This window comes from Blautia caccae, assembly GCF_040095955.1.
Lineage (GTDB): Bacteria > Bacillota > Clostridia > Lachnospirales > Lachnospiraceae > Blautia > Blautia celeris.
In genome coordinates this window covers 41,622-55,074 of record NZ_JBBMFP010000026.1, presented here as the reverse complement: position 1 = coordinate 55,074, position 13,453 = coordinate 41,622, and the positions used below count along the sequence as shown (strand labels likewise).

Genomic DNA, 13,453 nt, shown 5'->3' with positions numbered 1-13,453 from the left:
GCAGGACATGCAGCCCGGGAAATATCTGGGTGTACCAAAAAGAAAAAAGGAGGAAAGAGAATGAGAAGTTTTAAAAGAGGGATTGCTGCAGCCACTACCGCAGCACTTTGCCTGACATCCATACCGTTAGGCGGACTTCAACTGGTCTCTGCAGCGGACGCGGACAGAGTGATCAAGCTTCAGCCGGGCCTGGCATCTACCTTTCATGACACCAATGAGGATGGACTTGGTGAATTTGAGGGATGGGGTACATCACTTTGCTGGTGGGCAAACCGCCTTGGCTACAGTGATAAGATGACAGAGGAAGCGGCAAGGGTTTTCTTCAGTGATGAGGGCCTGGATATGAACATTGGCCGTTACAATGTGGGCGGTGGTGATCTGGTAGGAGAGCCGACAAAAGTGCCGGTAAACGAAAAAGCAGAATTTTACGACCTGGAGACAGAAGGACGCAAACCAGAGTACAAAGGCAAAAAAATGACTGTCGGAACAAATACAGCAATGAAAAGCCTGAAATACACAGTATCTGACGCGGACTTCGGTATTACAAAAGGCAGTGAGGTTGGTAGCTTTCAGTCGATTGGCTGGATAAACAAACTGGATGACGAGCCAGGCGATGGTGACAATCTGCGTTATACCGTTAAAGCCGAGGAAACAGGAAATTATACGGTTAAACTGCTTCTTACTCTTACCGGAAGCAATAAGCGTGATGTAGCAATACGTGTTAACGATGAAAAGGATTATCTGGTCGATGCAGATACCATTAACAGTCATATCATTGCTTCAGGCAATAATAATATGCTGTTTCTTGTAACAATCTCCGATGTTGCGCTGAATGCAGGAGACAATACGATTAATATCGCCGGTAAAAGTGACTGGACACTTGATTTTGTAAAAATGGCAGTCATCAAATCCGGTGAGGAGGGCAAACTGCCGGAAGGGGAAGAATTCCTTCACAGTGAGCATATCACCCGTTCTGATTCCGCAATTCCGGGATATGCAACGGATGTAACAAAGATAAATGAAAGTGAACATGAGCTTGCATGGTATGAAGAGAATTACGACAGAGCCGACGCAAGCTGCGGCTATGCCTGGAATTATAACTGGAAAGCAGATGAAAATCAGATCAATATTTTGAAAGCAGCAGCTGAGGCCAGCGGTGAAGACTTCATAGCCGAGGCATTTTCCAATTCCCCGCCGTATTTTATGACAAACAGCGGATGCAGTTCAGGGGCAGTAGATTCCAATAAGGATAATCTAAGGACTGACTCTTATCGTGCATTTGCAGTCTATATGGCTGATGTGATCGAGCACTGGAACAAGGAGGGTGTTATCACCTTTCAGAGCACAACACCTATGAATGAGCCGTATACAAGTTACTGGGGAGCTTACAGCAATAAGCAGGAAGGCTGCCATTTTGACCAGGGAGAATCCCAGTCAAAGATTATTGAGATGCTGAATGAAGAGCTGAAGAAGCGGGAAATCAATATCATAATCTGCGGCACAGATGAGACAAGTATTGATACGGCCATTACCTCCTACAATGCTCTTTCTGATGAAGCAAAAGGAATCATCCAGAGAATCGACACACATACATACGGCGGTTCCAGACGTGCTGAGCTGAAAGAACTGGCAGAGAAGGAAAACAAGAATCTGTGGATGTCAGAGGTTGACGGTGCCTATACTGCAGGAACAGATGCAGGAGAGATGAGCGCCGCCCTTGGTCTGGCAAAACAAATGATGACAGATGTAAACGAACTGAAAGCAAATGCATGGATTTTATGGAATGCCATTGATATGCATGTGGATAAAGAGATAAAAACAAGCAGCGATGCGGATTATGCCAGTCTGGAAGAGCTCTATAACCGTGTTAACATGAACAGCGGATACTGGGGAATCGCCATCGGCGATCATGACAATCAGGAAATACTGCTTACAAAGAAATATTATGCATATGGCCAGTTATCCAGATATATTCGTCCCGGATATACAATTATCGGTTCCAGCGATGACACACTGGCAGCATATGATCCGGAAAGCGGAAAAGTTGTCGTTGTGGCAGTGAACACAGCAGGAGAGGACAAAACATGGAAATTTGATCTGTCCAGCTTCAGTACCATGGGCGACAATGTGACTGCTATACGTACAAGCGGAACATTAAAAGACGGTGAAAACTGGGCTGATGTGTCTTCAGAAGATACCATTGCGGCAGACACTGCAAAGAAGAGTATTACTGCAGTACTGAAGGCAAATTCCATCACAACTTATATTGTGGACGGTGTGACTTATGACAGCAGTACAGAAGAAATCGTCAGGATTGATGATGTAAATGTATATACTGTGGAAGGCGTTGCAGCAGAACTGCCGGATACGGTAGAAGTGGTTACAAACAAAAACAATACGCTGGAGAAAAAAGTTACATGGGATCTGGAAGGCGTTGACCTGACAAAAGATACAAAAGTTACAGGTACCGTGGAAGGCACCACAATGACAGCAACCGCTAACGTACAGGTTGTGGCACCAAACATGATTTATTTCATTGACTGTAACAGCCCGGAATCTCCAAAATACGCAGCTATGGACCAGTATGCAGATCTTTTAAATGAAACAGCAGATCAGGCGTATACAGAAGGTTCATGGGGATACCTGGATGAATATGGTAAGTATAACGGAACGGTGACGGATGAATATGATACAGGTTGGTATGCGAATAAAGATCAGGTAATTAAGTATACCATTCCGCTGGAAGCGGGTAATTACAAAGTTAATTTTGGCTTTAAGGAGTGGTGGAATCAGCAGCGAGAAATGGTTATTACTGCAGAACAGGACGGAAAAACTGTAGAGATTGGAAAAACCAACACTTGGAATGGAAACAACCCGTGGAACACATACTCACAAGATATTACAATTGAAAATGCCGGGGATGTAACATTCTGTGTGGCAAAGCAGAAAAATAACGATCCTGTACTTTCCTTCATCCAGATTCAAAAGGTTCTGGATTTAAGTGAACTGCAGGATGCCATAACAGCAGCGGGTGAAGTGGACAGAGCCCAGTACCCGGCAGCAAAGCTGGCAGTTCTGGATGCAGCAGTAGCAGCAGGCAGAGAGCTGATGCTGAAATCTGCAACAACACAGGACCAGATCCAAGAAGGCGCAGCGGCAATTCAGGATGCCATTACAGGATTAGGAGAAGGCTATACGGAAGAACAGATCGCAGCCAATGATTATGTTCTCTATCTTGTAAACTGCGGAACCTCTGATGCCTCTGTCGTTCCGGATGGTTACAGACGTGGTTTATATCAGTCAAATGTTGACCAGGAATACAGTGCAGATGCGGAAACAGGCTTAAGCTGGGGATATGAGCCGAATGATGAAAATTCAAAGATCGTTAAAGGCGGCAGCGGTGCAGCGGATATCACAAGCAGTTATATCTATATGGCCGACACAGGCGTAACGTTTATCAAAGATGTCAGTGGATTCAAATATAAATTTGAAGTTCCTCAGAGATCCAATAATGATTATGTTGTAACAGCCGGTTTCAAAAATCCGTGGGATACCAGAAATGTGGATATTAAGCTGGAAGGAGAAACTGTTGAGAGCGATCTGAAACTCACAAAAGGCCAGTTAGTTGAGAAATCCTATAAAGTTGAGGTTCATGACGGAGAACTGAATGTGATGGTTCACAGCCCAAAACGTACGAACCAGTACGGAGACCCGGTTCTCAGTTATCTTATGGTAGAGGCAGTTGCAGCTTATACGGTGGAGGGCCTTGAGGCTAAGATCAATTCCTATGAGGCATCAATGGATGGACACAGCTATTCTGACGCGACAAAAAAAGACTTTGATCTTGCTGTGACAGAGGCAAGAAAATTGATCGAAGAGCAGTCAACAGACCAGAAAGCCATTAAAAATGCGCTGAATGCACTGGAAGAAGCATATAATGCGCTGAAAGAAGTATTCACCTACAGCTCTATCACAGGAACGAACGGAGCACAGCTTTTTGACAACAACGGTAATAAAATACAGGCACACGGCGGACAGATTCAGCAGTTCACCATCGATGGAGAAACCAAATATTACTGGTACGGCGAAGATAAGACAAATGGATACCGTCCGGTAGTAGGTGTTCATCTGTATACCTCTACAGATTTGTATAACTGGACAGATGAAGGTGCCGTTCTCAAGAGTATTCCGGTATCCGAAGAGGATTACGGCAAAGACCAGGAAGAGGGCTATGAGGCCGATCTTTCTATCTTTGAGACAGACGAATATTTCAGCAGCCTGTACGGAGATTATAAAGACCAGGCACCAGATGATACAGAGAATTACAGCAGCAAACTGGAAGAGGTTTACTGGAATCTGGCTGAGGACAGAACCGTTATTGAGCGTCCGAAAGTTCTGTACAATGACGCAACAGGAAAATATGTCATGTGGTTCCATGCAGACGGACGTACACCGACCAACACAGCAGACTACGGCAAAGCAAGAGCTGGTGTTGCCATCAGCGACAGCCCGACAGGTCCATTTAAGCTTTTAGGTACATACAAACTGCATGACAGCGCGGATGCAAACCACAGTTGGGATAATGTGGGCGGAGCCGTGCGTGATATGAATCTGTTCAAAGACGATGACGGACAGGCGTATGTGATCTATTCTTCTGATGGAAACCTGACAACTTATATCGCAAAATTAAACGCAGATTACACAGGACTGATCACAGACCCTGCGGATGCAGTGGAAGGAACAGGCAAAGAGGGAGAGGAACTGACAGCATCGGATTATACAAGAAACTTTATCGATGCTTCCAGGGAAGCTCCGGCTATGTTTAAGTACAAAGACAAATATTATATCATCAACTCCGGCTGTACAGGATGGAGTCCGAATAAAGCACAGTATGCAGTAGCGGATCATCCTCTTGGACCGTGGACCGTTATGGGAGATCCCTGCGTTGGCGATACAAAAGGTACTACCTTTGATACGCAGAGCACCTGTGTATTCCCTGTGGATGCAGCAAACGGCAAATTTATTTACATGGGTGACCGCTGGTTCAATCCGGATTCCGGCGGGGATTTAAGTGATTCCAGATATGTATGGCTGCCGGTAGAATTCCTTCCGGGCAATCAGATTCAGCTGAAAAATTATGCAGACTGGACACTGGACGAACTGGAGAATAAGGCAAGCTTTGAAGTGACCAGTGAACTTCCGACAGTTGTCAGTTCCGTATCCGAGATTGCAGACGTTCTGCCGGGTACTGTTATGGTAGACTTCGGAAGTGGTTCCGTTGAGAAAGAAGTGACATGGGATATCGGCAGTCTTGATGAAAACAAACTGGGTGTTGCCGCAGTGACAGGAATTTTGACTGATGGAAACAGAGAGTTTACACACGAGATCAGCATTGTAAATCCCAAGTTGATCTACTTCTTCGACAGTGGAGCAGATACATCAGAATACTATGACACTGTCAATGCAAATCTGTTGGGAAGACTGAAAAATGCAGTACCGGACGAAGCCTATACGGAAGAAAACGGCGCCGGATATGTCGGTGTTACAAATTTAGTTGACAAAGATAAATTTGATCTGGGACATCATGCTGGTGATACCTACCTGTCTAATGGATGGTGGGCCGCAAGCGGAAAAGATATCGTATATGCCTTTGATCTGGAACCGGGTACCTATACCGTATCGGCCGGTTTCCAGGAATGGTGGAATACAGGTAGACCTTCAAAAATGACGATTACTTCCGGCGATAATTTATTGGCAGAAAAAGCATTTACCGTTTATAACACGAGCACAGACCTTCAGGTAAATCAGACATTTGAAGTGACAGAAGAAACCAAAGGAAAGGTCACAGTTACAATCAGTAAGACCGGAAATCCGGATCCTGTAATCAGCTGGATTGGTGTAACTCATAATGATGCTGCTGTCAATAAAGACAAATTGAATACTCTGATCACTGCCGCAGATGCATTGAAAAAGGACAATTATTCAGAGGAAACCTGGGAAGCGCTGTCCATTATTTTGGAAGAAGCAAGAATAGCTTCCGGAAATGAAGAAGCTGACCAGAAAGCCATTGATGAGGTGACAAAGGCTCTTGCAAAAGCCCTGGAAGATTTGGAAAGCACTGCAAATAAAGATGCGCTGAATAACCTTATCGCTGAAGTAGATGCCATGGATAATTCCATTTATACATCTGCGTCCTGGGCAGAATATCTGTCTGCAGTAGAATCTGCCAGAGCAGAAGCCCAGACAGTGGCAGACAATAAGGCTGCATTAAAAGATGAAATTGATGCAGCAGTGGAAGCACTGCGCGCAGCATTTTACGCAGGCAAGGAAAAATTAGTTACGATCCAGTCCGTTCTGGAAAAAGGCATTGCCGCAAATACAGTTCCGGAGAGCAGTAAAGACAGTTATACGGAAGAGAGCTGGGCTGATTATGCGGCAGCATTGGAAGCTGCGCAGGCATTGATAGGCTCAAATGATGAGCAGGCTGTAAACGATGCAATCGCTGCACTTGAGGCGGCAAAAAATGCTTTGGAACAAAAACCTGAACATGTTGTAGATAAAACAGTTCTTACGGAGGCAATTGAAAATGCGCCTTCAGAAGAAGAGGCAGGATTGTATACAGCAAAATCCTGGGCATTATATGCAGATGTACTTACAAATGCAATCGATGTACGTGACAGTGAACTGGCAACACAGCTCGATGTTGACAATGCAGTGACAGCACTGACCCAGGCTCAGGCTGAACTTGTAACACTGGAAGAGAAACTTGCCGTTATGATAGAAGGCTATGAATCCCATGTTTCTTCTGCAGAAAGTTACACAGAGGAAAGCTGGACAATATATGAAAATGCTCTTGCAGCAGCAAAAGCACTTCAGAATAAACCAGGACTTACAGAGGAAGAAATAGACACAGCAGATCTGGCATTGTCTGAGGCGTATAATGGCCTTACTCCGGTGGAAGTTACCGTAGTGGATAAAGGCGGACTGCAGGCAGTGATCGAGCAGGCAGAACAGCTGAACAAAGAAGATTATACAGAGGAAGCATGGAAGGCTTTTGAAGAATCACTTAACAAGGCAAAAGCTGTTTATGATAACAAAGATGCATCTCAGAAGGATGTAAATAAAGAGATTACTGCACTGGCAGAAGCCATGGCAGAGCTTAAAAAACATCCTGCAAAGACAGAGGAAGAGACAGATAAATCCGCATTAAAAGCCCTGATAGATGAAGCTTCACAGCTGAAAAAAGATGACTATACAGGAACAACATGGAAAAAATTCCAGAAAGCCTTTGATGATGCGGCAAATATCTATGAAAGTGAAACCGCAACACAGGAACAGATTGATGCAGCCACGGCAGCTTTGCAGGCAGCAATGGACCAGCTTGAAAAAGTTACAGCCGGACCAAATCCAAAACCCCAACCGCCGACTGACAACAATAAAGACAAAGGCAAAAATCCAAGCAGACCATCCGGCGGTGGAAGCCAGAAAGGTACCTCTTCTGCAAAAACAGGGGATGAGACACCAATCGGCATGTTTGCAGGTTTGGGCGCCGTTGCACTGATCGCTATATTTGCCTGCACACTCAGTATCTTGAGAAAAAGAAAAAGGTCATAATCAAAAACAGAACAGCATAAAACGCAGTTCTTTTATCCCCCGGAAGATGACAAAAGTTCATCTGCCGGGGCCGGGGGAAATCAGGAAGGAGAAAGTACCCTTTTTAAAAAAGAAAATATAATTTCAATAGGTGCGAATCCCAAGTGAACATAAAATTCCAGGGAGATTCGCACCTATATTTTTATGGAAAAAGGAGGATAATTATGTTAAAATAAAAAATAAGGAATTATATATGTGTAATATTTGTGCAAGATGTTCTAAAACGATGTTGGTATTTTGGGAGATTTTGCTGTCACTCTCCGCGAGGAGGGTGTGGATTGAAATTATTAAAGGGACAGAGTATACCGTGGATTCCCTGCTGTCACTCTCCGCGAGGAGGGTGTGGATTGAAATTCTCCTGATCAGTGATATAGACCTTTTCCGTGAGTCACTCTCCGCGAGGAGGGTGTGGATTGAAATATATACCGGAACTATACACAGAAACTCTCCCTGAGTCACTCTCCGCGAGGAGGGTGTGGATTGAAATTCCTTCAGACCGATCAGCGGGTCGATCTTGCCGTCACTCTCCGCGAGGAGGGTGTGGATTGAAATATGATCCAGGGCGGTGACCCGAAGGGAGACGGCACGTCACTCTCCGCGAGGAGGGTGTGGATTGAAATTGAACGCCTACCGCCTGGAGGTCAGTATGCGCCTGTCACTCTCCGCGAGGAGGGTGTGGATTGAAATTTAATATATTTGATACCCATGCCTAATTGAGGATAGTCACTCTCCGCGAGGAGGGTGTGGATTGAAATTTCTGACGACCTGAAGCATTCCATCGCAGTCGCAAGGTCACTCTCCGCGAGGAGGGTGTGGATTGAAATAAAGAAGGCTGCAGAGAGGCAGCGGGGAAAGGACAGTCACTCTCCGCGAGGAGGGTGTGGATTGAAATTTTACAGGTAATGATTTTTTGATGGCTTCTAATGTCACTCTCCGCGAGGAGGGTGTGGATTGAAATCTATAAATAAACATATGATCACACTGGCAATGGGTCACTCTCCGCGAGGAGGGTGTGGATTGAAATTCTTCGGCAGAGCCAATCCATGCGGTAAGCTGGCGTCACTCTCCGCGAGGAGGGTGTGGATTGAAATCTGTATGTCTCTTCCGGTGTGGAATCCATTGTCATGTCACTCTCCGCGAGGAGGGTGTGGATTGAAATGGTTCCTACCTGGGAGCGAGAGCTGCCATCGATTTCCGTCACTCTCCGCGAGGAGGGTGTGGATTGAAATCGGGACACAGCCACCGGTACGGTGCAGATGGGAGGTCACTCTCCGCGAGGAGGGTGTGGATTGAAATGTAAATCTCACTCTGGATCATGGGACTGCTTTTGTCACTCTCCGCGAGGAGGGTGTGGATTGAAATCTCGGAGCTTTTCTTGGAGATATCACGGAAACCAGTCACTCTCCGCGAGGAGGGTGTGGATTGAAATTACCTCCAGCGCCTCGTAATGGTATCCGTTTCCGGTCACTCTCCGCGAGGAGGGTGTGGATTGAAATACCGATACCTTTATCTTTCAGTCGTGACAGGGACGGTCACTCTCCGCGAGGAGGGTGTGGATTGAAATCTGAGCCAGAACGAATTTGTCCAGCATTTTGCGGGTCACTCTCCGCGAGGAGGGTGTGGATTGAAATTCTTCCAGTGTCATCTGTTTTACAATTGCTTTCGTCACTCTCCGCGAGGAGGGTGTGGATTGAAATCATGCTTGTGAATATCCACTTGACTGCTTTAAGTGTCACTCTCCGCGAGGAGGGTGTGGATTGAAATTGGGTATACAGGATGCTGTTGAGGATAGTATGAAAGTCACTCTCCGCGAGGAGGGTGTGGATTGAAATCAGGACTGCCGAGAGAAGACATAGCCTAAAGGGCAGTCACTCTCCGCGAGGAGGGTGTGGATTGAAATCTATGTGCCGATTGATGCCGAAGAGGACCCAGCGCGTCACTCTCCGCGAGGAGGGTGTGGATTGAAATATCCCAGATTGTGTGTTTACTATGGATGAGATAGAGTCACTCTCCGCGAGGAGGGTGTGGATTGAAATTGTGTTCCCTCGGTAAAAGACAAACGACGTGAAGAGGTCACTCTCCGCGAGGAGGGTGTGGATTGAAATCTGGCCTACTGGTTGGGTGGATGGGACGCGCTGCGTCACTCTCCGCGAGGAGGGTGTGGATTGAAATATTTTCCTTTTCTCCTTCTCCCTATCTTTTTTCGTCACTCTCCGCGAGGAGGGTGTGGATTGAAATTCCACGTAAAGCAAAACCATTTGACCGGATTCCTGTCACTCTCCGCGAGGAGGGTGTGGATTGAAATCCAGTACATACAAAATAGAGGCTGAATTATTTCTAGTCACTCTCCGCGAGGAGGGTGTGGATTGAAATTATGGCACACTGAACGCCATGAGCTGTGCCATCCGGTCACTCTCCGCGAGGAGGGTGTGGATTGAAATAACGATGTAAAGCTTGGAATAAGCAGAGTACAGAGTCACTCTCCGCGAGGAGGGTGTGGATTGAAATTGGGGGATGATGTACTGCGTAAGTCGAACATGAGAGTCACTCTCCGCGAGGAGGGTGTGGATTGAAATAATGTATACTCCCCGGAAATCAGGGATGAAAGCTGTCACTCTCCGCGAGGAGGGTGTGGATTGAAATCGTACCCTGCGCCCCCTGTCCTGACCTTTATGAGTCACTCTCCGCGAGGAGGGTGTGGATTGAAATCAATACTCGTTTTTGATGAACTTAAAAAAAGAGTGTCACTCTCCGCGAGGAGGGTGTGGATTGAAATACATGTTCTGTCTGATACATCTGTCAGCATAACGTCACTCTCCGCGAGGAGGGTGTGGATTGAAATAATGATTTTATTGATAATCCATGTCATACCATCACGTCACTCTCCGCGAGGAGGGTGTGGATTGAAATCATGACTGTCCGTGTCTTACCTGCACCCGTCTCACGTCACTCTCCGCGAGGAGGGTGTGGATTGAAATTCTCCTGTAAAAATCCATTACCAGCCTTGATACCGTCACTCTCCGCGAGGAGGGTGTGGATTGAAATCGCCCAGGGAGCAGGGGAGCGGCGTCCTGCCTCCGTCACTCTCCGCGAGGAGGGTGTGGATTGAAATTGCATATCAGACAAGGTTGACGAGGACGGATGGCGTCACTCTCCGCGAGGAGGGTGTGGATTGAAATCACAAGCATCTCCTTAAACTCCTGCTTGTCCTCGTCACTCTCCGCGAGGAGGGTGTGGATTGAAATCGGCGGAAACGTGTTTGAATACCTTGAGATCCGAGTCACTCTCCGCGAGGAGGGTGTGGATTGAAATGGACAAGTAAGAACGGTAACTATTGAAAACGAACGTCACTCTCCGCGAGGAGGGTGTGGATTGAAATCAGGGCTTTGAGCTGCAGGGTCTGCCACTGTTCCCGTCACTCTCCGCGAGGAGGGTGTGGATTGAAATCCGGTTCTGATACTCGAAATCCGCCTGCTGGCAGCGTCACTCTCCGCGAGGAGGGTGTGGATTGAAATTATATCAACCTGGATACCGGGGAAGCCTCAATGAGTCACTCTCCGCGAGGAGGGTGTGGATTGAAATATGGCATCACCTCCGGGAAATCAAATATGCTCATGTCACTCTCCGCGAGGAGGGTGTGGATTGAAATCGGCGGCTGATTTCAGCCATGAGAAAGTGAATAGTCACTCTCCGCGAGGAGGGTGTGGATTGAAATTACATCTCTATACTGCCTTTTTACAGCAGCCATGTCACTCTCCGCGAGGAGGGTGTGGATTGAAATCCGGTAAAAAGCTATATGTGATAAACCCAGAATCGGTCACTCTCCGCGAGGAGGGTGTGGATTGAAATATGGGATACCAGACCTTTACAGCAGTGAACAGCTGTCACTCTCCGCGAGGAGGGTGTGGATTGAAATGTATCATCTCAGCATACACCTGACCACAACAACGTCACTCTCCGCGAGGAGGGTGTGGATTGAAATATGACACCCAGACAAAGAATACGGCCGGGGAAACGTCCCTCTCCGCAAGAAGGATGTAAACTGAAACAGCAATAAAACCAAATACCCAACAAAGGAAAAATCCACTCTTTACAAATCAAGTGCAGAATAGAGCCATTTATATCAGCGCTGCATTTGGAGATACCGTAGTTGTTCACAAACAACCAATCTCCCGATTACGCACATCCCCTTGACCATCATGACAAAACCCATTGACACCAGCAAAAAATCTAACTATAATAATGGCACAGTAACCCGGTAATTTACCTACAGCGTTGGTCGTTGGGCTGGCGCTGTTTTGTTATGCAGGATTTATTCTTGGATTTGGGAGAATATAACTGTCGGAGGATGAACATGGCAACAATCAAGGAAATTGCAAAGGCATGTAACGTCTCAATCTCAACGGTTTCTAATATACTAAATGGCAAGGAAAAGGCCAGACAGGAGACAAAGGAACTGGTTTTGCAGAAAGCAAAAGAGATGAATTACGTGCCAAATTATATGGCAAAAAATCTGAAACAAAAAAATACCAAAACAATCGGAATCATAGCAGAAGATCTGACTATATTCCATACCCCTGCCATTGTGGACGGCATAAGCGCCTGTCTGGAAAAAAAGGGCTATGCTCTGCTTATGGGCAACATGAGAATGTATCAGAAATACGGCAACGCTTTCTATACGTATAAAGAATACAGCAGCCTGGTTCAGGGCGAAATGCAGGAGATGCTTGCGAAAAGAGTGGAAGGTATCATATATGTGGAAGGCCATTACCATGTGATGAAACAATTTCCGGAACTGTTAGCGGTCCCAACAGTAGCAGTATATGGAAAAGTGGACAGCAGTGAGGTACCTTCGGTTATTTATGATGATGAACAGGGCGGATATGAGGCAGCAAAAACACTTATTTCCATGGGACATAGAAAAATAGGAGTCATCACAGGAAATCATCAAAGCCACCATACAATGGAACGAATGAGAGGATTTATGAAAGCTCTCTTTGACAACGGAATCCCATTCAATCCGTGTTGGGAAATAAGTGGAGAGTGGAATCGTGCGGACGGCTATACAGCTGCGGAACAGTTGATTCAGCAGGGAGTCACTGCGATTTTCGCTATGAATGACATTATGGCAGGCGGCGTATATGACTATGTCAATGAAAAAGGTTTGAAGATAGGAACGGATTTATCAGTTATTGGTTTTGATAACAGAGAAATTAGTGAAGCGTTTTACCCAACGCTGTCTACGGTTGCACTGCCATTGAGCTATATGGGAAATATAGCGGCAGAACTTTTGACCATGAAGTTAGAAAATCAGGCAGGAGAGGCGGAAAAGAGGGAATATAAAATACCCTGCCAGGTAATATACCGCAATTCCATTTGCAGGATTCAGTAATACTATCATCTGTTTCATAAAATCTACAAAGAACAAAAATATCATATCTCGATTCAACAGTCAAAAAACCGGTATATCACACTGACATCAGCCGATATTTTATCCAATTGCAGAAGAGTACGGTACCATCCAGTGATATAAACAGGTGAAACAAGTAAAACGTTATACTAAAATATAAAATTTCATACACAAAGTTCCTTAAATTGTATTGTTATTTAGACAAAATAGTAGCGTAAATAGGAAAAATAATATAAAAGGTACAAGTAGCCTGATGATTGCAGACTTGTACCTTTTTTGTTTCCTATTGCCAAAGTAAAACGAATTAAAATTGTATAAAATGTACAATAATAGGGCGATAAAATTTTCTATTTATCACAAAAACCATATAAAATAAGAAAAAAATGTTGT

The 13,453-nt window shown here is 45.6% G+C and carries 2 protein-coding genes and 1 CRISPR repeat array; both genes read left to right on the top strand.

Features of this window, described 5'->3' with window-relative positions; all coding sequences use genetic code 11:
• Positions 1-60: 60 nt before the first annotated feature.
• A complete protein-coding gene (locus tag WMO65_RS21940; RefSeq protein WP_349064668.1) occupies positions 61-7,614 on the top strand; it encodes an Ig-like domain-containing protein in 7,554 nt (2,517 codons plus the stop codon).
• 291 nt (positions 7,615-7,905) lie between these two features.
• A CRISPR array of direct repeats spans positions 7,906-11,635; the repeat unit is 33 nt; unit sequence GTCACTCTCCGCGAGGAGGGTGTGGATTGAAAT.
• A gap of 372 nt (positions 11,636-12,007) precedes the next feature.
• Positions 12,008-13,045: a LacI family DNA-binding transcriptional regulator gene (locus WMO65_RS21935; protein ID WP_033139315.1), complete on the top strand. Its 1,038-nt coding sequence runs from the start codon at positions 12,008-12,010 to the stop codon at positions 13,043-13,045.
• Positions 13,046-13,453: the final 408 nt, after the last annotated feature.

Excerpts from the sequence above, each read along its gene's own strand:
- WMO65_RS21940 (WP_349064668.1), top strand. The coding sequence starts at position 61 with ATGAGAAGTTTTAAAAGAGGGATTGCTGCAGCCACTACCGCAGCACTT.
- WMO65_RS21935 (WP_033139315.1), top strand. The coding sequence starts at position 12,008 with ATGGCAACAATCAAGGAAATTGCAAAGGCATGTAACGTCTCAATCTCA.